At 67.8% G+C, this 19,880-nt stretch carries 18 protein-coding genes; 10 read left to right on the forward strand and 8 right to left on the reverse strand.

What is annotated here, in order from left to right:
- The first annotated feature begins 9 nt into the window (after positions 1 to 9).
- The 5 genes from ACO07J_RS19735 (at position 10) to ACO07J_RS19755 (ending at position 4,504) form a co-directional block, all read left to right on the forward strand.
- Positions 10 to 792 carry an SDR family oxidoreductase gene (locus ACO07J_RS19735; RefSeq protein WP_422032142.1) on the forward strand — a complete coding sequence of 261 codons (783 nt, stop codon included), beginning with the start codon at positions 10 to 12 and terminating at the stop codon, positions 790 to 792.
- Positions 793 to 1,078: 286 nt separating this feature from the next.
- Complete coding sequence (gene uvrC / locus ACO07J_RS19740) at positions 1,079 to 2,950, forward strand: excinuclease ABC subunit UvrC (protein ID WP_422032143.1); 1,872 nt, start codon at positions 1,079 to 1,081, stop codon at positions 2,948 to 2,950.
- Positions 2,951 to 3,145: 195 nt separating this feature from the next.
- Positions 3,146 to 3,805, forward strand: a complete 660-nt coding sequence (pgsA, locus tag ACO07J_RS19745; RefSeq protein WP_422032145.1) for a CDP-diacylglycerol--glycerol-3-phosphate 3-phosphatidyltransferase — start codon at positions 3,146 to 3,148, stop codon at positions 3,803 to 3,805.
- Between the two features lie 4 nt (positions 3,806 to 3,809).
- Positions 3,810 to 4,055, forward strand: coding sequence for a molybdopterin converting factor subunit 1 (gene moaD / locus ACO07J_RS19750; protein WP_422032147.1), 246 nt, complete (start codon positions 3,810 to 3,812; stop codon positions 4,053 to 4,055).
- Positions 4,056 to 4,060: 5 nt separating this feature from the next.
- On the forward strand, positions 4,061 to 4,504 hold the full coding sequence (locus ACO07J_RS19755; protein ID WP_422032149.1) for a molybdenum cofactor biosynthesis protein MoaE: 444 nt from the start codon (positions 4,061 to 4,063) through the stop codon (positions 4,502 to 4,504).
- Positions 4,505 to 4,514: 10 nt separating this feature from the next.
- Here ACO07J_RS19755 and ACO07J_RS19760 read toward each other — a convergent pair whose 3' ends face one another.
- Both ACO07J_RS19760 and ACO07J_RS19765 read right to left on the reverse strand, forming a co-directional pair.
- Positions 4,515 to 4,781 carry a hypothetical protein gene (locus tag ACO07J_RS19760; protein ID WP_422032151.1) on the reverse strand — a complete coding sequence of 89 codons (267 nt, stop codon included), beginning with the start codon at positions 4,779 to 4,781 and terminating at the stop codon, positions 4,515 to 4,517.
- Between the two features lie 73 nt (positions 4,782 to 4,854).
- Positions 4,855 to 8,433: a hydantoinase B/oxoprolinase family protein gene (locus tag ACO07J_RS19765; protein WP_422032153.1), complete on the reverse strand. Its 3,579-nt coding sequence runs from the start codon at positions 8,431 to 8,433 to the stop codon at positions 4,855 to 4,857.
- Positions 8,434 to 8,564: 131 nt separating this feature from the next.
- Here ACO07J_RS19765 and ACO07J_RS19770 point away from each other — a divergent pair, with 131 nt between their 5' ends.
- Together ACO07J_RS19770 and ACO07J_RS19775 are read left to right on the forward strand one after the other, a co-directional pair.
- Complete coding sequence (locus ACO07J_RS19770; RefSeq protein WP_422032155.1) at positions 8,565 to 8,981, forward strand: TIGR01244 family sulfur transferase; 417 nt, start codon at positions 8,565 to 8,567, stop codon at positions 8,979 to 8,981.
- Positions 8,978 to 9,694 carry a 2-dehydro-3-deoxygalactonokinase gene (locus ACO07J_RS19775; RefSeq protein ID WP_422032157.1) on the forward strand — a complete coding sequence of 239 codons (717 nt, stop codon included), beginning with the start codon at positions 8,978 to 8,980 and terminating at the stop codon, positions 9,692 to 9,694. Before ACO07J_RS19770 ends, ACO07J_RS19775 begins: the two co-directional genes overlap by 4 nt.
- A 65-nt stretch (positions 9,695 to 9,759) precedes the next feature.
- Here ACO07J_RS19775 and ACO07J_RS19780 read toward each other — a convergent pair whose 3' ends face one another.
- The 4 genes from ACO07J_RS19780 to ACO07J_RS19795 form a co-directional block, all read right to left on the reverse strand.
- A complete protein-coding gene (locus ACO07J_RS19780; protein WP_422032159.1) occupies positions 9,760 to 10,686 on the reverse strand; it encodes a metal ABC transporter permease in 927 nt (308 codons plus the stop codon).
- Positions 10,683 to 11,882 carry a metal ABC transporter permease gene (locus tag ACO07J_RS19785; protein ID WP_422032161.1) on the reverse strand — a complete coding sequence of 400 codons (1,200 nt, stop codon included), beginning with the start codon at positions 11,880 to 11,882 and terminating at the stop codon, positions 10,683 to 10,685. The genes ACO07J_RS19780 and ACO07J_RS19785 overlap by 4 nt, the downstream gene beginning before the upstream one ends.
- Before the next feature lie 130 nt (positions 11,883 to 12,012).
- Entirely contained in the window at positions 12,013 to 12,810 is a 798-nt protein-coding gene (locus tag ACO07J_RS19790) for a metal ABC transporter ATP-binding protein (protein WP_422032163.1), read from the reverse strand.
- 4 nt (positions 12,811 to 12,814) lie between these two features.
- Complete coding sequence (locus ACO07J_RS19795) at positions 12,815 to 13,780, reverse strand: metal ABC transporter solute-binding protein, Zn/Mn family (RefSeq protein ID WP_422032165.1); 966 nt, start codon at positions 13,778 to 13,780, stop codon at positions 12,815 to 12,817.
- A gap of 170 nt (positions 13,781 to 13,950) precedes the next feature.
- Between ACO07J_RS19795 and deoC the strand changes: the two genes are divergently transcribed.
- Both deoC and ACO07J_RS19805 read left to right on the forward strand, forming a co-directional pair.
- Positions 13,951 to 14,964 carry a deoxyribose-phosphate aldolase gene (gene deoC, locus ACO07J_RS19800; protein WP_422032167.1) on the forward strand — a complete coding sequence of 338 codons (1,014 nt, stop codon included), beginning with the start codon at positions 13,951 to 13,953 and terminating at the stop codon, positions 14,962 to 14,964.
- 51 nt (positions 14,965 to 15,015) lie between these two features.
- The gene (locus tag ACO07J_RS19805; RefSeq protein WP_422032169.1) at positions 15,016 to 17,361 is read left to right on the forward strand and encodes an aldehyde dehydrogenase family protein; all 2,346 of its coding nucleotides are present in this window, start codon (positions 15,016 to 15,018) and stop codon (positions 17,359 to 17,361) included.
- Here the strand turns inward: ACO07J_RS19805 and ACO07J_RS19810 are convergent.
- The gene (locus ACO07J_RS19810) at positions 17,349 to 17,837 is read right to left on the reverse strand and encodes a hypothetical protein (protein WP_422032171.1); all 489 of its coding nucleotides are present in this window, start codon (positions 17,835 to 17,837) and stop codon (positions 17,349 to 17,351) included. The two genes, ACO07J_RS19805 and ACO07J_RS19810, sit on opposite strands and share 13 nt — an antisense overlap.
- Before the next feature lie 214 nt (positions 17,838 to 18,051).
- Between ACO07J_RS19810 and ACO07J_RS19815 the strand changes: the two genes are divergently transcribed.
- The gene (locus tag ACO07J_RS19815; RefSeq protein WP_422032173.1) at positions 18,052 to 18,537 is read left to right on the forward strand and encodes a hypothetical protein; all 486 of its coding nucleotides are present in this window, start codon (positions 18,052 to 18,054) and stop codon (positions 18,535 to 18,537) included.
- 139 nt (positions 18,538 to 18,676) lie between these two features.
- Here the strand turns inward: ACO07J_RS19815 and ACO07J_RS19820 are convergent, their stop codons facing one another.
- Complete coding sequence (locus ACO07J_RS19820; RefSeq protein WP_422032175.1) at positions 18,677 to 19,792, reverse strand: site-specific DNA-methyltransferase; 1,116 nt, start codon at positions 19,790 to 19,792, stop codon at positions 18,677 to 18,679.
- Between the last annotated feature and the right edge of the window lie 88 nt (positions 19,793 to 19,880).

Consider the following 19,880-nt stretch of genomic DNA (forward strand, 5'->3'; position numbering starts at 1 on the left):
GCAGGACAGATGACACGGGCACTGGTAACCGGGGCGGGCAAGCGGCTGGGCCGCGCGATGGCGCTGGAACTTGCGCGGCGCGGGCATGACGTGGCGGTGCATTACGCCAGCTCTGCCGACGCCGCGGCCGAGGTGGTCGCCGAGATCGAGGGGACGGGCCGCCGCGCCGTGGCGCTTCAGGCCGACCTGCTGGTCGAGGACGAGGTGCAGGCCCTTCTCCCCCGCGCGGCCGAGGCGCTGGGCGGGCCGATCCTGACGCTGGTCAACAACGCCTCGATCTTCGAGTATGACAGGATCGACACCGCCACCCGCGAAAGCTGGGACAGGCACCTCGAAAGCAACCTGCGCGCCCCCTTCGTGCTGATCCAGGCGCTGGCGGCCCAGGTGCCCGAGCCCGAGACGGACGAGAACGGCGAACCGGTGGCGCAGGGCCTCGCCGTCAACATGATCGACCAGCGCGTGCGCAAGCTGACGCCCGAGTTCATGAGCTACACCATCGCCAAGTCGGCCCTCTGGACCCTGACGCGTACCGCCGCGCAGGGCCTGGCGCCGAGGGTCAGGGTCAACGGCATCGGGCCGGGCCCCACGATCATCGGCCACCGACAGAGCGACGACCACTTCCGCCGCCAGCGGCAGGGCACCGTCCTGAAGCGCGGCGCCGACGCGACCGACATCGTCGCGGCGCTGGGATACCTGCTCGATGCGCGGGCGGTCACCGGGCAATTGATCTGTGTCGACGGGGGGCAGCACCTGGCCTGGCAGACACCCGACATCCAGGGCGTCGAGCCCTGAGCCTGCGACAAGTTGTACACCTGTCACGGCCCCGTGAGAGAAGCGTTACAAAAAGTTTAATGTTTTCAGTAGATTGCTGTATATACATTATTTTTTGTAACGATTTCAGTGGCTTGCAAAACTGCCTAAAAAATAGGCAGGTTAAGGAAACCAGCCAAAAACAACGGAAATTTTGGTATGCCAAGAAGTTGTCCGCAGTCTTATCCACAGGAATCGTGGAAAGCTTTCCTCTTGATCTCGCCCGGTTAAGATTGCAGCCCAGAGCAAGAATCATCAAGTTCCCCCAATGAACGACCAAACCCAGCAAACCGCGCCGCGCACCGGCCATTCCGTCATCCAGGGCTACCTGAAGACGCTCGACGCCTCGCCGGGTGTCTACCGGATGCTCGATGCCCATGCGCGCGTGCTCTACGTCGGCAAGGCGCGGAACCTGCGGGCGCGGGTGTCGAACTATGCGCGGCCCGCGGGGCACACGCCGCGCATCGCCCGGATGATCCGCGAAACCGCGTCGATGATGTTCCTCACCACCTCGACCGAGACCGAGGCGCTGCTGCTCGAACAGAACCTCATCAAGCAGCTCAAACCGCGCTACAACGTGCTGCTGCGCGACGACAAGAGCTTCCCCAACATCATGGTGACCAAGGCGCACCCCTACCCGATGATCAAGAAGCACCGGGGCGCCAAGAAGGAGAAGGGCGCCTATTACGGCCCCTTCGCCAGCGCCGGCGCGGTGAACCGCACGCTGGCGCAGCTTCAGAAGGTGTTCCAGCTCCGCAACTGCTCGGATTCGATGTTCGAAAGCCGCACGCGCCCCTGCCTTCAATACCAGATCAAGCGCTGCACCGCGCCCTGTGTCGGCTACATCTCGGAAGAGGATTACGGCGCGCAAGTGCGGGACGCCGAGCGCTACCTCTCCGGCCGGTCCACCGACGTGCAGGAGAAGCTGAAGACCCAGATGATGGACGCCTCCGAACAGATGGAGTTCGAGCGCGCCGCCGCCCTGCGCGACCGGATCAAGGCGCTGACCCAGGTGCAGACGGCCCAGGGCATCAATCCCCGCACCGTGAAAGAGGCCGACCTGCTGGCGCTGCATCTCGAGAACGGACAGGCCTGCGTGCAGGTCTTCTTCATCCGCGCCGGGCAGAACTGGGGCAACAACGATTTCTACCCGCGCGTCGGCGCCGACGTGGAAGAGGCCGAGGTGCTCGAGGCCTTCCTCGGCCAGTTCTACGACAACAAGGAGCCGCCGCGTCAGGTGATCCTCTCGCACCCGATCGAGAACGAAGACCTGATGGCCGACGCCCTGTCGGGCAAGCGGGGCGGAAAGGTCGAGATCCTCGTGCCCCGGCGCGGCGAGAAGGCCGAGCTGGTCGACAGCGCCCTGCGCAATGCCCGCGAAAGCCTCGCCCGAAAGATGGCCGAGACGGCGACGCAGGCCAAGCTGCTCAAGGGGCTGGCCGAGGCGTTCGAGCTGGACGAGCCGCCGAAACGCATCGAGGTCTACGACAACAGCCACATCCAGGGCACCAATGCCGTGGGCGCCATGATCGTCGCCGGGCCCGACGGGCTGATGAAGAACCAGTACCGCAAGTTCAACATCCGCGGCGACGACCTGACCCCCGGCGACGATTTCGGCATGATGAAAGAGGTGCTGACCCGCCGTTTCAAACGCCTGCTGAAAGAAGACCCCGACCGCGAAGAGGGCCACTGGCCCGACCTGCTGCTGATCGACGGCGGGGCAGGGCAGGTCAGCGCCGTGGCCCAGATCATGCGCGAGATGGGCGTACAGGACATCCCCATGGTCGGCGTCGCCAAGGGCATCGACCGCGACCACGGCAAGGAGGAATTCCACCGCACCGGCAAGCGCCCCACCGCGCTGCGCCACAACGACCCGGTGCTCTACTTCATCCAGCGCCTGCGCGACGAGGCGCACCGTTTCGCCATCGGAACCCACCGCGCGAAACGCGCCAAGGGCGTCTCGGCCTCGCCGCTCGACGACATCCCCGGCGTGGGTGCGGCACGCAAGCGCGCGCTGCTCACCCATTTCGGCTCCGCCAAGGCCGTCAGCCGCGCGGCGCTGAGCGATCTCAAGGCGGTCGACGGCGTCTCGGAAGGTCTGGCCCAGAAGGTCTACGACTATTTCCACGAGAAGGGCTAGGCGCCCGGGGGTTTCCACGGCGCCCTCCCGTGCTTACCTCATCCCCATTCCTCACCGCCCCTGACGCCGCCATTCAAGCGGCGCGAACGGCGGGTCACCCCGAAGAGGAGCACGGCAGGACAAGCGGCCAATCGGCTCCGCCCCACGCGACGCTTGACCTTTCCCGTGCCTCCGGAAAGGTCTAAGACTGGCCCCATGACGTGGACCATACCAAACGTGCTCACCACCCTCCGGCTGCTGGCGGCGCCGGCGGTGGCGGTGATGTTCCTCTATTTCACCCGGCCCTGGGCCGACTGGTTTGCGCTGGTCCTCTTCGTGGGCGCGGCGATCACCGATTATTTCGACGGCTACCTCGCCCGGATCTGGAAACAGACCACCAAGCTCGGCACCATGCTCGACCCCATCGCCGACAAGGCGATGGTGGTGATCGCGCTGATGGTGATCGTGGGCTATTCCAGCATGTCGCCCTGGCTGGTCCTGCCGGCCACCGTGATCCTCTTCCGCGAGGTGTTCGTCAGCGGGTTGCGCGAATTCCTCGGCGACACCGCCGGCACGCTTAAGGTCACCAGGCTCGCCAAGTGGAAGACCACCGCCCAGATGATCGCCATCGCCGTGCTCTTTGCCCAGGGCGTGTTCGAGCATTACCTCTGGGCCAGCACCGAAGGCATGGATCAGAACCTCGTCGACGCAATCCTGCGCGGGCAGGAGGACGACCTGCACGGCCTGCAATGGAAGATGACCGGCATGGTCTGGTCGGGCCATGTGGGCCTCTGGCTACTCTGGATCGCCGCGGCGCTGACGCTCATCACCGGGTTCGACTATTTCCGCAAGGCGACCCCGTTTCTGAAGGACTGACGCGATGGATGTTCTCTATTTCGCATGGGTGCGCGAACGCATCGGCCACCCCAAGGACCGCATCGAAACGCCCCCCGGCACGGTGCGCGAGCTGGTCGAGGACCTGCGCGGGCGCGAGGAGCGCTATGCCGTTGCCTTCGCCGATCTCTCGGCGCTGCGCGTGGCGGTCGACCAGCAGCTTTCCGATTTCGACGCCCCCCTCGACGGCGTGCGCGAGGTGGCGTTCTTCCCGCCGATGACCGGGGGCTGAGGCGCATGGAGATCCGCGTTCAGGCAGAGCCGTTCGATTTCGGCGCCGAGGCCGGCGCCTTCGCCGCGCGGCAGGCGGGCATGGGCGCCGTCGTCACCTTCACGGGCATCGTCCGCGACCTGCCGGATGGCGGCCTCCGCGCGATGGAGATCGAGCATTACCCGGGCATGACCGAAAAGGCGATCGGGGCCATCGCGTCAGAGGCCGCCGACCGCTGGCATACCGGCGACCTGCTGGTGATCCACCGTTACGGGCCGCTCGCGCCGGGCGAGATGATCATGATGGTCGCCACCGCCGCCCCGCACCGGGCCGACGCCTTCCAGGCGGCAGAGTTCCTGATGGATTTCCTGAAATCCCGCGCGCCCTTCTGGAAAAAGGAAGTGGCGCAGGACGGATCGGACTGGGTCGCCGCCCGCGACGAAGATGAAGACGCGCTGAACCGCTGGTAGGCGGCCGCGCTCAGTCGCGATAGTCCTCAGGATCCTCGGCCAGGGTCGAGCCGCCCACCGCCCAGTACCTGTCGCCCTCGTCGTCATCGGGTTTCCGGACCCCGGCAAAGAACAGCACGACTCCGACGAAGCCCAACAGCCCGCCACCGAACAGCGCGATATAGATATGGTCCTGATTGCTGCTTCCGGTGGCAAGGTTCAGCTCGTTCAGAACAAACGCCACCCCGCCCAGGACAAAGCCCAGCGACAGCAGCAGAAGGGTGATCTTCCTGATCATTCCGGCTCCTCCTCCACTGGAGGTAGCACAGTGTCGCGCGATTTCATCTTTCTGTCAAAGCCGGATCGGCGGGTTATGGCGCGCCCCAGCCGCCACCGCCGGGGGTCTCCATGCCGAAAACGCTGCCCGCGGGCAGCTCTATCTCGTCATTCCCGCCCATCTCGCGCCGCTCCCCATCGGGCAGAACGGCCCAGTTGCGCCCCACCTTGCCGGGCTCGCCCCCATCTACGCCGAAGGGCGGAACGATCCGGTGATTCGACAGCGTGGTCACCGTCGCCGGCTCCAGGAACCGCAACAGCCGGATCACCCCGTGCCCGCCACGCCACCGGCCCGCACCCCCCGATCCGGGCCGGATCGAGAACTCCTCCAGCCTGACCGGAAACCGTTTCTCGAGGATCTCCGGGTCGGTCATCCGCGTGTTGGTCATATGCGTCTGCACCGCGTCGCACCCGTCGAACCCCGGCCCCGCACCGGTGCCCCCGGCGATGGTCTCGTAATTCTGGAACCGGTCATTGCCCCAGACGAAATTGTTCATCGTCGCCTGGGATCCCGCAATCACGTGCAGCGCGCCGTAGAGCGCGTTGCACGTGGCCTGGCTCACCTCCGTATTGCCGGAAATCACCGCCGCCGGGTAAACCGGGTTCAGCATCGAGCCTTCGGGGACCGCGATGTTCAATGGCTTCAGGCAGCCCTCGTTCAGCGGTATCTCCGCCCCCACCATCGTCCGGAACACGTACAGCACCACGGCCCGGCAAATCGACCTGGGCGCGTTGTAATTCCCCTCGTGCTGCGGGCTGGTGCCGGTGAAGTCGATCGTGGCCTCCCGCGCCCCCGCATCCACCGTCACCTCCACCTCGATCACCGCGCCATGATCCATCGGGTAGGTGAACCGCCCGTCTTTCAGCCGGTCGATCACCCGCCGCACGCTTTCCTCGGCATTGTCCTGCACGTGGCCCATATAGGCCCGCACCACGTCCAGCCCGAAATTGTCCACCACCTTCAGAAGCGCCTGCCGCCCGGTCTCGTTCGCGGCAATCTGCGCCTTCAGATCGGCCATGTTCTGCGGGATGTTGCGACAGGGGTAGCGGCCCGATGCCAACAGCGCCTCCGCCTCCTGCTCCAGCAACCTGCCCTGATCGACCAGCTTCACGTTGTCGATCAGCACGCCTTCCTCGTCGATATGCCGGCTGTCGGGCGGCGCGCTGCCGGGCGTGCGCCCGCCGATATCCGCATGATGCCCGCGCGAGCCCAGCCAGAACACCGGCTTGTCGTCCACGAAGACCGGCGTCACCACCGTGACATCCGGCAGATGTGTGCCGCCATTGTAGGGCGAGTTCAGCACATAGGCATCGCCCGGCGCCGCGTCGGGGTTCAGCCGCATCACCGTCTTGATGGAATCCGACATCGACCCGAGATGCACCGGCACATGCGGCGCGTTCGCCACAAGGTCGCCGCGCGCGTCGAAGATGGCACAGGAGAAATCCAGCCGTTCTTTTATATTGACCGAGGCCGAGGTGTTCTCGAGCGTCGCGCCCATCTGGTCGGCCACCGACATGAAGAGGTTGTTGAACACCTCCAGCAGCACCGGGTCGGCCTCCGTGCCCGCCGCGCGATCCCGCGTCTTCGCCTCGACCCGTTCCAGCAGCAGGTTGCCCATCCCGTCCACCGACGCGGCCCAGCCCGGCTCGACCACGTTGGTGCCCGTGGGCTCCGTGATGATCGCCGGCCCGGTGATCCGGCTTTCGGGCGACAGCCTCTCCCGCTCGTATAACGGCACCTCCCGCCGTTCGCCCTCGATATGCACCGGCACCTGCGCCACCGGCTTGCCATCCCCCTCCGGCAGGGCCGCGCCGGGGCTTTGCCCCGTGCGCCCGATCGCCTCGACGCTCAGCATCTCGAACACGATTTCCCGCTCGGGTGAGGCAAAGCCGAACCGCTGCCGATGCGCCGCCTCGAAGCCCTCGCGCATCTCCTCCTCCGTCCCGAACGCCACCTCCAGCGCCTGGTGCGCGCCCTCGTACCGCAGATGCGCCCGCCGCGCGACGTCGATATCGGTGATCCCCTGGCTCTCCACCTCGGTCCGCGCCTGCCCGGCGATCCGCTCCAGCACCTCCCGCGCGGCCCCGACCTCCGCCAGCGGCGCATCCATCTGCACCTCCCGCATCGCCCGCACCTCGGCCAAGCCCATGCCATAGGCCGACAGCACCCCGGCATGCGGATGGATCAGCACCTTCCGCATCCCCAGCGCATCCGCCACCAGGCAGGCATGCTGCCCGCCCGCACCGCCGAAGCATTGCAGCGTGTAGCGGGTCACGTCATGCCCCCGCTGAACGGAAATCTTCTTGATCGCATTCGCCATGTTGTCGACGGCGATGCGCAGGAACCCTTCCGCCATTTCCTCCGGGCTGCGCGCCGCCTCCCCGGTCTCCGCCGCCACCGTCTCTGCCAGTTCGGCAAACCGCTGCCTCACCACGTCGGCATCGAGGGGCTCATCCCCCTCCGGCCCGAAGACGGCCGGGAAATGCCCGGGATTCAGCTTGCCCAGCAACACGTTGCAATCCGTCACCGCCAGCGGCCCGCCCCGCCGATAGCACGCCGGCCCCGGGTCCGCCCCGGCGCTCTCCGGCCCCACCTGGAACCTCCCGTCCTCGAACTTGCAGATCGACCCGCCCCCGGCGGCCACGGTATGGATATCCATCATTGGCGCGCGCATCCGCACGCCCGCCACTTCCGTCTCGAAGCTGCGTTCGTAATCGCCGGCATAGTGGCTGACATCCGTGCTGGTCCCGCCCATGTCGAACCCGATCAGCCGGTCATGCCCCGCCGCCTCGCCGGTCTTGACCATGCCGACGATCCCGCCCGCCGGCCCCGACAGTATCGCGTCCTTCCCCTGGAACAGCCGCGCATCGGTCAGCCCGCCATTCGACTGCATGAACAACAGCGCCTCGCAGGCCCGCCCCACGTCCAGCGCGTCGGCCACCTGGTCGACATACCGCCGCAACAGCGGCGACAGGTACGCATCCACCACCGCCGTATCCCCGCGCCCCACCAGCTTGGCCAGCCGGTTGACCTCGTGGCTCGCGGTGATCTGGGTGAACCCGATTTCGGCCGCGATATCCGCCACACGCCGTTCGTGCTCGGGGTTGAGATAGGCGTGCAGCCCGGCAATGGCCACGGCGCGGATGCCCCGCTCATACGCCCCCTGCAGCGTGATCCTGGCCTTGTCCTCGTCCAGCGGCGTCACCACCGCGCCATCGGCATCCAGCCGCTCGTCGAGTTCCGCCACCTCCTCGTACAGAAGATCGGGCCGCCTTATATGCAGGTCGAACAGCCGCGGCCGTGTCTGGTAGCCGATCCGCAACAGGTCGCGAAACCCCTTGGTGATCAGCAGCAGAACCCGCTCGCCCTTGCGCTCCAGAAGCGCGTTGGTGGCCACCGTCGTGCCCATTTTCACCGCCCGGATCGACCCGTCGGCGAAATTCCCCCGTTCCTCCATCACCTCGCGAATGCCCTGCACGGCGGCATCGCGATAGCGCTCGGGGTTTTCCGACAACAGCTTGTGGGTATGCACGTGTCCATTGGGGGCCAGCGCCACGATGTCGGTGAACGTGCCGCCCCGGTCGATCCAGAATTCCCACCGGCCCTCGCTCATCCTGCCGTGCCTCCTCACCCGCGTCTGGCAAGGTTTGGCCCCGCCGGTTCAAATGTCAACGCCGGATGGCATTGAAATCGGTGCGGTTTTCGGCGCTAATGCGGGCGAGTTTTGGATAAGGACGACCGCCCATGGAACTACGCCGGATCACGGAAGATTACACGGTCTCACCGCAGATCGACGTCGAGGATGTGCCAGAGATCGTGGGGGCGGGCTTCCGGTCGATCATGTGCAACCGGCCCGATGGCGAGGAGCCGGGCCAGACCGGCTTCGGCCTCATCGCCGAGGCGGCCGAGAAACAGGGGCTCGAGGTGCGCTCCGTGCCGATCGTCTCGGGCATGATCACTCCCGAGGCCCTCGACGAGTTCCGCGCCGCGCTCGAGGTGATGCCCCGGCCGATGCTGGCCTATTGCCGCTCGGGCACGCGCTGCACGATGCTGTGGGCGATTGCCCAGCACGGCAACATGGACGATGCCGAGATCGAGCGGCGCGCGGCGGCGGCGGGCTACGACGTCTCCGGCGTGCTGCGCCAACTTGGGGCGCAATGACCGGCTGGATCGCGCTGGGACGGGCCCCCGACGGTGTGCGCGCCTGCGTGATGCGGGGCGGGCAGCTTGCGGAACAGGTCACCGCCGGCACCGAGGCCGCGGCGCTGGGCAAGCTCTCCGAGCCGCCCGACCGGATCGTCCGCATCGGTGACGGGCCGCCCGCCAATCTGCCGGCACCGGTCCTGCCGCGTGAGGGCCGCGGCCTGCTCGGTTTCAGCCAGTCCTCCCCGCCCGACGTGATCGGTGGCTGGGTCCGGCTCTGGATTGCCGGCTTCCTGGCGACCCGTCCCAACTGGGACGGGGTGATCAACGCCACCGAAGGCCCGGTCAGCCACTGGATTCACATTAGCGCGGGCGAGGCGGTCAGCTCGCAAAGCTTCCTCACCCCCCGGCTGGTCGACGCGCTGGGCGGGGCCGAAACCTCCGATGCCGACGCCATGGCCGACAGCCTCAGCCGCCCTGAACGCCTCGCCGCCCATCTCCGCGCGGCCGAGGTTTCCGGCAACCTGCAGGCCCTCACCGGCCATCTCATCGGCGCCGAGCTCGCCGCCGCCCGCGCCTACTGGCTGGGCCAGCAAGTCGCGGTCATCGCCCCGCCCCCGGCCCCCGTCGCCACCGCGCTCAAGGCCCAGGGCGTCCCCTGCGACACCCACGCCCCCGACGATCTCCTCGCCCCCGGCCTCGCCGCCGTGGGCAAGGCCCTGGGCATGTAACCCGCCCCACGCTTCTTCTGGCCAAAAATATCCCGGGGGTCCGGGGGCTGGCCCCCGGTTCTGAACTACCCCGCAGGTGCCCCCGCCCGGTGCCGGCACGGCCCCGCCACGGCCGCCACGCCAAGGATCACCCCTGACACCGTCGCGATCATCCCCGCCGCGCTCACCGCGTTCTGTCCGCCCAGCCACAGTGGCCCGTAGCCCGCCAGCACGTAGCCCAGCACCGCCGACAGCGTCGCGAACCCCACCGACCAGCCGATCTGCGCCTCCAGCCGGTTGGTCATCATCCGCGCGGCGGCGGGCGGGCAGATGAACATGGCGATCACGATGATTGAGCCCACGGCGTCGAACGCCGCCACCGCCGCGATGGCAGCCACCACGACCAGCGACAGCCCGATCAGCCCGGTCGGCAAGCCCAGCGTCCGCGCGAACCCCTCGTCGAAGGTCGACAATTTCAGGGGCCGCCACAGCAGGAAGATGAACCCGCAGACGAAGACCAGCGTGAAGAACATCCGCGGCAGTTCCGGCGGCATCCCCTTCAGCGCCTCCCAATCGAGAAGCGAGGCCCAGCCCAGCCCGTCCAGCCAGATCAGGCTTTCGAGATTGCCGTAAAGCGCGTGCTGCACGTCGAGATGCACGCTCGACGTATCCGACTGCTCCAGCAGCAGCACGCCGCCCGCGAACATCGCGGTGAACACCACCCCCATCGCCGCGCCCGGCTCGATCCGGCCCACCCGGCGGATGATCTCGATCAGCAGCACCGTCACCAGCGCCGCCGCCCCCGCGCCCAGCAGCATCGGCCAAGCGGACACAACCCCCGTCACCAGGAAGGCCAGCACGATGCCGGGCAGCACCACGTGGCTGATCGCGTCACCGATCAGCGCCTGCCGCCGCAGCAGCAGGAAATTCCCCGGCAAGGCACAGGCAATCGCCGCGAAGATCCCGATCAGCAGCGGCGGAAGTGACAGCGAGACGAATTCCAGGCCCATCATGTCGCCGCCTCCGGTTTCAGCGAGCGGTCAAGCTCGGCTATCTGGTCCGCCGTCAAAAGCGTCTCCAGCGGCGTCAGCCCGTCATACCGGGCGGCGGCCGCCTCGTGCCGCGGATCGGCGCGCAACAATTGCCAGCGCCGCTCGTCCAGCAACGCGCGCGCCGCCTTGGCCCGCCCGGCCTCGGTGGCCACGCCGTCGGCGCGGATCAGCCCCGCCCGCCGCATCAGTCGCAGGGTCAGCCCCTCGTAGATCGGCTGCTCCTGCGCCAGGGCCAGCAGCCCCTGCCGCACATGCACCCGCGCTTGGAACCTGCGATGCCGCAGCACGGCGGCCAGCACTCCGCGCCCCGGCGCGCATAGCAGCGAGACGGCGAAGAAAGCGGCGGCGACGACCACGATGATCGGCCCCGTGGGCAGGTCCGGTGCCGTCGCCGACAGCGCCGCGCCGATCCAGCCCGAGGCCCCGCCGATGGCGCCTGCGATGCCCACCACGTGCCCCATCCGGTCGCTCCAGAACCGCGCCGCGACGGCAGGGATGATCAAGAGCGCCACGATCAGGATCAGCCCGACGATCTTCAGCCCCACCACCGTGATCGCCAGCGCCAGCCCCATCATCGCCAGGTCGGTCCGCCGCACGTCCACCCCGGTCGAGGCCGCGAACTCGGCATCGAACGCCACCAGCGTCATCGGCCGCCGCAACAGGATCACCAGCGCCAGCACCAGCGCGCCGCCGGTCGCTATGATCACCGCGTCGTTCCACAGCATCCCGGCGGTCGAGCCCAGCAGGAACGTCTCCAGCCCCGCCTGCCGCCCGGAACTCATCGTCTGGATCACCGTCAGCAACACGATCCCCAGCCCGAAGAACACCGACAGCACCGCCCCGATCGCCGCATCCTCCGCCAGCCGCGTACGGGTGGACAGCCAGCTCACGCAAAGGAGGCCAATCGCGGCAGAGACGGCCGAGCCCAACAGCAACCCCGGCAGGAACCGCCCGTCGCCGCCCAGCAGCACCATCGCGATGAACGCCAGCCCGACACCCGGCAGCGTCGCATGGCTGATCGCATCGCTCACCAGCGCCCGCTTGCCCACGTAAAGGAAGGTACCGGTGGCCCCGGCGGCAATGCCAAGCAGGGTGGCGCCGATGGTCACCAGCGTGGCGTTGTAACCAAGTTGCAGGGTAAGGGCGTCAAGCAGCATGGCTCAAACCCCGCGCGCGGCGATGCAGGCAACCCCCGCCCCGGGCCTGACCCGGGGCCACCGGGCCAGCCACAAGGCCCCGGCTCGGGGACCGGGGCGCGTATCGTCCCACGTCCAAGCCATCGAAAACCTACCCCGCCACGTTCATCTGCGCCGTCGCCAGCCGGCCGCCATAGGCCTCGTGCAGATGCGCCTCGGTGAACGCCTCCTCGACCGTGCCCTCGGCCACCCGCGTGGTGTTGATCAGGAACACCCGGTCGAAATACTCCGGCACCGTCGACAGGTCGTGATGCACCGCCACCACCGTCTTGCCCTGCGCCTTCAGCTCCTTCAGGACCGCGATGATCGCCTTTTCCGTCGCCGCATCCACGCCGGCGAACGGCTCGTCCAGCAGGTACAGGTCCGCCCCCTGCGCCAGCGCCCGGGCCAGGAACACCCTTTGCTGCTGCCCGCCGGACAACTGCCCGATCTGCCGGTCGGCGAAATCGCTCATGCCCACCCGGTCGAGACAGGCCAGCGCCGTCTGCAACTGCTTCGTGTTCACCCGGCCAAGCAGCCCAAGTTGCCGGTAGAGCCCCATCAGCACCACGTCGAGCACCCGCGTCGGGAAATCCCAGTCCACGCTCGCCCGCTGCGGCACATAGGCGATCCGCCCCCGCTGCTTCGCCAGCGGCTGGCCATAGCACGTGACCTTCCCCGACAGCGGACGCACGATCCCCAGCGCGGCCTTCAACAGGGTCGATTTTCCCGCCCCGTTCGGCCCCACGATCGCCGTCATCGCCCCCGCCTGGAACGTCGCATCGACCGAGAACACCGCCGGCTTCTCGCCATAGGAGACCGTCAGCCCCCGCACCGCCAACGGGCTTTCGGCCCGACCCTCGTCACGGGGCTGGTTGCGCCCGTCCTTTGCTGCAAGCGTCAGGTTCATCGCCTCAGCTCCCCGCCGCCAGCTTGCCGGTCATCCCGCGCTCGGGCACGTCGCCCCCCAGCGCCCCGGCGATGGTGCTCACGTTATGGTCGATCATCCCGATATAGGTGCCCTCGTAGGTGCCCGGCTTGCCCATCGCGTCGGAAAACAGCTCGCCGCCGATCTTCACCTCGTGGCCCTGCGCCGCGGCGCCTTCGACCAGCGCGCGCATGTTCCGGTCGGAGACCGAGCTTTCCACGAACACCGCCCCGATCTGCCGCTCGACCAGCATATCGACCAGCGTCCTGATCCGGTCCAGCCCGGCCTCGGATTCGGTCGATATCCCCTGGATGCCGACGACCTCGTAACCATAGCTCCGCCCGAAATAGCCGAACGCGTCATGCGCGGTCAGCAGCACCCGGGCGGGCTCGGGCACGGTGGCGAGCCTTTCGCGGGCATAGGCGCCCAGCCGCTCGATCTCCGCCAGGTGCGCCTCGGCATTCGCGGCAAACACCTCCGCATGCTCCGGCGCGGTCGCGGCCAGCGCCGTTTCCACCCCGCGCACCACGTGCGCCCACAGCTCCGGGACCATCCAGACGTGGGGGTCGAACTTGTTCTCGTAATCCTCGTGGCCGATCCGCTCGTCCACCGGCACGGCCTCGCCCACGGCGACGACATTGCCGCGCTCCCCGAGCTTCAGCAGCAGCTCTTCCATCTGCGCCTCGAGGTACAGCCCGTGCCACAGCACGAGGTCGGCGCGCGTGAGCGCAACGATATCGGTGCGCGTCTGGCGATAGGAATGCGGGTCGACGCCGGGGCCCATCAGCCCCTGCACCTCGACCAGCTCGCCGCCCACCTGCCGCGCGGCATCGGCGATCATGCCGGTCGTGGCGACCACGCCGATTTTCTCCTCGGCGGCCTGCAGCGGGCCCGCGGCCAGCGCCGTACCGGCAAGGATCAGTCCAAGGAAGTGACGTCGCAGGGTCAGCATGAATCGCGGTCCTTTCGGTTGCCTTGGCTCATGAATATGCGAGTCATTCGCAAAAAGTCAATGCAGTTGCGACTTATTCTCATTTTGCCCGGCATTCCCCCGCCGAAACCGTCGCGGCCTGCCGTGGCGGCCGGCTTGCCAAGGGCCGGGCCCCGTGCCACGCTTCCCCCATGAGCGACACGCAGGATGCCCCTTCACCGACGCAAACCGACCCCGCGCAGATGCACCTGCCGCAGGCGGTCGAGCCGCGCAACGCGGGCCTGCCGCTGGATATGGCCTGGCTCCGCTCGGTCCAGGCCAACACCTCCGCCATCGAACGCCGCGCCAAAACCCTGCCGGGCCGCCGCACCGTCAAGAAGGACCACCAGGCGGCATGGCTCTGCCGCGCCATCTCCTGCATCGACCTGACCACGCTCTCGGGCGACGACACCGAGGGCCGCGTCCGCCGCCTCTGCGCCAAGGCGCGCCAGCCGGTCCGACACGACCTGCTCGAGGCGCTGGGGATGGACGGCCTCACCGTCGGCGCCATCTGCGTCTACCACGAGATGGTCGCCCCCGCCGTCGCCGCCCTGCAAGGCACCAACATCCCCGTCGCCGCCGTCTCCACCGGCTTCCCGGCGGGCCTCTCGCCCTTCCCCCTGCGCGTCGCGGAAATCGAGGCCAGCACCGCCGCCGGCGCCCGCGAGATTGACATCGTCATCTCCCGCCGCCACGTCCTGACCGGCAACTGGCAGGCGCTCTACGACGAAATGCGCGCCTTTCGCGAGGCCTGCGGTGAGGCGCACGTGAAGGCCATCCTCGCCACAGGCGAGCTGGGCTCGCTCCGCAACGTCGCGCGCGCCTCGCTGGTCTGCATGATGGCGGGGGCGGATTTCATCAAGACGTCGACCGGCAAGGAAAGCGTCAACGCCACCCTGCCGGTGACGCTGGTCATGCTGCGCGCCATCCGCGAGTACCACGCCGCCACTGGCTGGCGCGTCGGCTACAAACCGGCGGGCGGGATATCCAAGGCGAAGGACGCGCTCGTCTACCTCTCGATGATCAAGGAGGAACTTGGCGACCGCTGGCTGCGGCCCGACCTCTTCCGCTTCGGCGCGTCGTCGCTACTGGGCGATATCGAGCGGCAGTTGGAGCATCACGTAACGGGCGATTACTCTGCCGGGTGGCGCCATGCCGTTGCGTGATCGCGCGGGGCCGACGTTGCGCCATTTGGATATTTGGACCAAGAAGAAGCCATGAGCGTTCGCGACATATACGATACGATGGCGTATGGTTCGGCCCCGGAAAGCGCCGCCGACGCCTATGCCTGGCTGGTCGACCAGGGCGACCGGTTCGGCCATTTCATCGACGGCGCCTTCACCGAGCCGGGCGAGGGGTTCGACTCGAAGAACCCCGCCACCGGCGAGGTGCTGGCAACGCTGACACAGGCCAGCGCGGCGGATGTCGACGCGGCGGTGGCGGCGGCCCGCAAGGCGCAGGGCAGGTGGGAACGCCTCGGCGGGCCCGGCCGGGCCCGGTACCTCTACGCGCTGGCCAGGCTCCTGCAGAAACACGCCCGCCTCTTCGCCGTGCTCGAAACCCTCGACAATGGCAAACCCATCCGCGAGGCGCGTGACATCGACGTGCCGCTGGCCCAGCGGCATTTCTACTTCCACGCCGGCCTTGCCCAGCTTCTGGAAAGTGAAAGGCCCGGCCAGCAGGCGCTCGGGGTCTGCGGGCAGGTGATCCCGTGGAACTTCCCGCTCCTCATGTTGTCGTGGAAGATCGCCCCGGCGCTGGCGGCGGGCAATACCGTGGTCCTGAAACCCGCGGAATGGACCTCGCTCACGGCGTTGCTCTTCGCCGATATCTGCCGGCAGGCGGGGCTGCCGAAGGGCGTGGTGAACATTGTCACCGGCGATGGCTCGGTCGGCGAAATGATCGTCGCCCATGACGGCATCGACAAGGTCGCGTTCACCGGCTCCACCACCGTCGGCCGACGCATCCGCGAGGTGACGGCAGGGCAGGGCAAGGCGCTCACCCTCGAACTGGGCGGCAAGTCGCCCTACGTGGTTTTCGACGATGCCGACCTCGACAGCGCGGTCGAAGGTCTCGTCGATGCCATCTGGTTCAACCAGGGTCAGGTCTGCTGCGCCGGTTCCCGCCTGCTGGTGCAGGAAGGCATCGCCGACCGCTTCCACGACAAGCTGCGCCACCGCATGGCCAACCTGCGCATGGGCAACCCGCTCGACAAGTGCATCGACATCGGCGCCATGGTCGACCCGGTGCAGCGCGACCGCGTGGCCGACATGGTCGCCGCTTGCGACAGCGGTCAGACCTACCGCGCCAACATCGACACCCCGCAAACCGGCGCCTTCTACCCGCCCACGCTGATCACCGGCCTGTCCCCCGCCGACCCGCTGATGCAGGAAGAGATCTTCGGCCCCGTCCTCGTCGGCACCACCTTCCGCACGCCGGCCGAGGCGGTGCAGCTGGCCAACAACACCCGCTACGGGCTGGCGGCCTCGGTGTGGTCCGAGAACCTCAACCTCGCGCTCGACGTGGCCCCCAAGCTGGCGGCCGGCGTGGTCTGGGTCAACGGCACCAACATGTTCGACGCCGCCGCCCCCTTCGGCGGGGTGCGCGAAAGCGGCTTCGGCCGCGAAGGCGGGTGGGAGGGGTTGTCGGCCTATCTCAGGCCGTCGGGCACCGTGAAGAAACTCAAACCCATCGAACCCTTCCCCGGCAATGGCGATCCGGATGAAGGCATCGACCGCACTCCCAAGCTCTATATCGGCGGCAAGCAGGCCCGGCCCGACGGCGGCTATTCCCGCGCCATCCACTCCCGCAGCGGCAAGTTGCTCGGCCAGGTGCCCATCGCCAACCGCAAGGATATCCGCAACGCGGTCGAGGCGGCGCGCGGCGCCTCCGCGTGGGCCTCGACCCCCGGCCATGCCCGCGCCCAGATCCTCTATTACATGGCCGAGAACCTCTCGGCCCGCGCCACCGATTTCGCCGCGCAGATCGACGCCCAGACCGGCACCCGCACCGGCAAGAAGGAAGTCGAGACCGCCATCACCCGCCTTTTCACCTATGCCGCCTGGGCCGACAAGTTCGACGGGCAGGCCCACGGCGTCCCCCTCCGCGGCATGGCGCTGGCGATGCGCGCGCCCGTGGGCGTGATCGGCGCCATCTGCCCCGACGAGGCGCCGCTCCTCGGGCTCGTCTCCGTTCTCGGGCCGGCCATGGCCATGGGCAACCGCGCGGTGCTTCTGGCCTCGGAACCCTTCCCGCTTTCGGCGCTCGAATTCGTGCAGGTGCTGGAAACGTCCGACGTGCCGGGCGGCGTGGCGAACATCCTCACCGGCTCCCATGCCGAGCTTGCCCCCCACCTCGCCGGCCACGCCGATATCGACGCCACCTGGTCCTTCTCCTCCTCCGACATCTCGGGGGACATCGAACGCGCCAGCGCCGGCAACCTCAAACGCACCTGGGTCAACAACCGCCTCTCGCGCGACTGGTTCGCCCCCGACGCCGAGGGCCGCGAATTCCTCGACCAGGCGACTGAGGTGAAAACCGTCTGGGTGCCCTACGGGGAATAGGGCCCGCGCCGGTCCGCCTTCTCCGTCAGCCCGGTAATATAGCGGCTGAACGCGTCATCCTCGCCCTCCAGAAGCCGGGGCAGCGCGGCGCGGAAATCGGTGCGGCGCAGCCAGTCGATCATGTCATCCTCCCACGACAGCCAGCGCCGCTTCGCGTCGCCCGTCAGGTGCTCGGAATGCAGGATGATATAGGCCTTCTCGAACAGCGAGACGAGCATCTCGAACACGATCTCCCGCCGCTCCTTCTGTTCGTCGGTCAGCGTGGTCTTCGGCGCGGCCCGGCTCATCAGCAGCAGGTCGGCATTGTCCATCACCAGCCGCAGGAAGCCGTCATATTCCTGTGTCAGGTTGCGGTGCAGCTCGTGCTCCTCGTTGATCCGCCGCAGCCGCTCCTCTCGGACGATCACGAAGATCGCGATCGGAAAGCCGAGCACGGTGACGACATAGCTGAGCCCTTCGAGCCATTGCATCAGCATGGGGGCGGTCCTTCCTTCGCGTGACACGCGACAGGATAGGGCAGGGGGCGGTCGTCGGGCAATGGCGACCACGTCCCGCCCCATCGGCCAGAAGCCGCGCGCCGCCACGGCCGCTTCGGCAGGCGCCTGCCGAGAAATGGCCGACCCGCTGACGCGCCCCCGGTTCGCGCTAGACTGATGGCCAGTCCCGCAGCATCAGCCAGGAGGTCCGACCATGCTCACATTCAACCGCTCCGCCGCCCTCGCGGTGCTCGCATCCCTGGCCCTGGCGGCAGGCAGCGCCTCGGCCCAGGGGTGGAACGACGGCGGCGCCTACTGGGACGGCTACAACGACGGCCAGCGCGATGCCTTCGTTCAGGGCAACTACATCCCGCGCGACCTCTACCGCCTGCTCGGGCCGGAGGCCTATTACCGCGACTACGGCCGCCCGCTCGAGCACGGCCTCTGGTATGCGGCGGCCAATGACGGCTCGCGCGTGCTGATCGACGCGGCAAGCGGTGTGCTCGTCGAGGTGCTTTCGCCCGGCCGCCGTGCGTCGCGGCCCTGGCAGAACCAGGCCGGCTACAACATCCCGCGCGGGGCCATGCCGCCGCCGGGGCTTTGCCGTGTCTGGTATCCGGACCGCCCCCCGGGCCACCAGCCGCCGCCGGGGCCGTGCAACGTCCACGTGCCCCGGGGCGCGGTGCTGGTCAGGGGATAAGGCCGCGCATCCTTGCCGATCCCGGCTTCCCCCGTCGCGCATAAAAAAAGCCCCCGCCAACAAGGCGGGGGTCACAGTTGAGTGCCTGCAATGTCAGGCCACAGGCACCGGCGGTGTTCTTCGGATTTCGGTAAGGGGCTTAGTTGGGCCTGTCGCCCATCTCCGCCCGGATCTGCTGGCGGAAGATGTCGATCGGCACCTTCTTCCCGTCGCGCTTGATGCACCAATAGGTCCAGCCGTTGCAGCTTGGTGCGCCTTCCAGCGCGGCGCCCACCTGGTGAATCGAGCCCTTCACGTCGTCGCCCACAAGCGTGCCGTCGGCGCGCACCTTGGCCTTGTGGCGGTTGTTCAGGGAATACAGTTCCTCGCCCGGGCGCAGCATCCCGCGTTCGATCAGCTGCCCGAACGGCACGCGCGGCGCGGCCCGCTTCGAGGCCGAAACCTCCAGCGCCGCCCGGTCATAGCGGCGGGTGTTGGCCAGGCGCTTCTCGGCGACCTTGCGATAGCTCTCCTCGCGCTCGATGCCGATGTAGTCGCGGCCCAGCATCTTGGCCACGGCGCCGGTCGTGCCGGTGCCGAAGAACGGGTCGAGCACCACGTCACCCGGATTGGTCGCGCCCACCAGCACCCGGTGCAACAGCCCCTCGGGTTTCTGCGTCGGGTGCGCCTTGTCGCCGTTCTCGTCCTTCAGCCGCTCATGGCCCGTGCACAGCGGCAGAACCCAGTCCGACCGCATCTGGATGCCTTCGTTCAGCGATTTCAGCGCCTCGTAATTGAACGTGTATTTCGCGCCTTCCTCCTTCGAGGCCCAGATCATTGTCTCATGCGCGTTGGTGAACCGCTTGCCGCGGAAATTCGGCATCGGGTTGGACTTGCGCCAGATCACGTCGTTGAGGATCCAGAACCCCGAATCCTGCAGCGCCGCGCCGACCCGGAAGATGTTGTGATAGGAGCCGATGACCCAGATCGCCCCGTTGGGTTTCAGCAGGCGCCGCGCGGCGGCCAGCCATGCGCGGGTGAACTTGTCATAGACCTCGAAACTGGCGAACTGGTCCCACGCATCGTCGACCGCATCCACCTGGCTGTTATCCGGCCGGTGCAGGTCGCCCCGCAATTGCAGGTTGTAGGGGGGATCGGCAAAGATCAGGTCGACGCTGGCCTCCGGCAGGCCATTCATCACCTCGATGCAATCGCCGGCAAGGATCGTGTTGAGCGGAAGCGCGGGCGCGCTCGCAACCTTGGTCATCTTCGTCATTGTCTGCCTCTGTCCCGGCGCTTCATGCGCTCTGAGTTGTTGGCTCCGAAGATGAGTCAAACCCGATTCGGCGTCAATTTCTTTTTTG

The organism is Roseovarius sp. (assembly GCF_965228755.1).
In the GTDB taxonomy this organism is placed as follows: Bacteria; Pseudomonadota; Alphaproteobacteria; order Rhodobacterales; family Rhodobacteraceae; genus Roseovarius.

What these genes read in the sequence shown, in the direction of transcription:
- ACO07J_RS19780 (WP_422032159.1), bottom strand. Translation starts at nt 10,686, where the DNA reads ATGATGGGCCTGGAATTCGTCTCGCTGTCACTTCCGCCGCTGCTGATC.
- ACO07J_RS19765 (WP_422032153.1), bottom strand. Translation starts at nt 8,433, where the DNA reads ATGAGCGAGGGCCGGTGGGAATTCTGGATCGACCGGGGCGGCACGTTC.
- ACO07J_RS19785 (WP_422032161.1), bottom strand. Translation starts at nt 11,882, where the DNA reads ATGCTGCTTGACGCCCTTACCCTGCAACTTGGTTACAACGCCACGCTG.
- ACO07J_RS19820 (WP_422032175.1), bottom strand. Translation starts at nt 19,792, where the DNA reads ATGACGAAGATGACCAAGGTTGCGAGCGCGCCCGCGCTTCCGCTCAAC.
- ACO07J_RS19805 (WP_422032169.1), top strand. Translation starts at nt 15,016, where the DNA reads ATGAGCGTTCGCGACATATACGATACGATGGCGTATGGTTCGGCCCCG.
- ACO07J_RS19760 (WP_422032151.1), bottom strand. Translation starts at nt 4,781, where the DNA reads ATGATCAGGAAGATCACCCTTCTGCTGCTGTCGCTGGGCTTTGTCCTG.
- ACO07J_RS19815 (WP_422032173.1), top strand. Translation starts at nt 18,052, where the DNA reads ATGCTCACATTCAACCGCTCCGCCGCCCTCGCGGTGCTCGCATCCCTG.
- pgsA (WP_422032145.1), top strand. Translation starts at nt 3,146, where the DNA reads ATGACGTGGACCATACCAAACGTGCTCACCACCCTCCGGCTGCTGGCG.
- ACO07J_RS19810 (WP_422032171.1), bottom strand. Translation starts at nt 17,837, where the DNA reads ATGCTGATGCAATGGCTCGAAGGGCTCAGCTATGTCGTCACCGTGCTC.
- ACO07J_RS19775 (WP_422032157.1), top strand. Translation starts at nt 8,978, where the DNA reads ATGACCGGCTGGATCGCGCTGGGACGGGCCCCCGACGGTGTGCGCGCC.
- ACO07J_RS19755 (WP_422032149.1), top strand. Translation starts at nt 4,061, where the DNA reads ATGGAGATCCGCGTTCAGGCAGAGCCGTTCGATTTCGGCGCCGAGGCC.
- deoC (WP_422032167.1), top strand. Translation starts at nt 13,951, where the DNA reads ATGAGCGACACGCAGGATGCCCCTTCACCGACGCAAACCGACCCCGCG.
- ACO07J_RS19795 (WP_422032165.1), bottom strand. Translation starts at nt 13,780, where the DNA reads ATGCTGACCCTGCGACGTCACTTCCTTGGACTGATCCTTGCCGGTACG.
- ACO07J_RS19770 (WP_422032155.1), top strand. Translation starts at nt 8,565, where the DNA reads ATGGAACTACGCCGGATCACGGAAGATTACACGGTCTCACCGCAGATC.
- uvrC (WP_422032143.1), top strand. Translation starts at nt 1,079, where the DNA reads ATGAACGACCAAACCCAGCAAACCGCGCCGCGCACCGGCCATTCCGTC.
- moaD (WP_422032147.1), top strand. Translation starts at nt 3,810, where the DNA reads ATGGATGTTCTCTATTTCGCATGGGTGCGCGAACGCATCGGCCACCCC.
- ACO07J_RS19735 (WP_422032142.1), top strand. Translation starts at nt 10, where the DNA reads ATGACACGGGCACTGGTAACCGGGGCGGGCAAGCGGCTGGGCCGCGCG.
- ACO07J_RS19790 (WP_422032163.1), bottom strand. Translation starts at nt 12,810, where the DNA reads ATGAACCTGACGCTTGCAGCAAAGGACGGGCGCAACCAGCCCCGTGAC.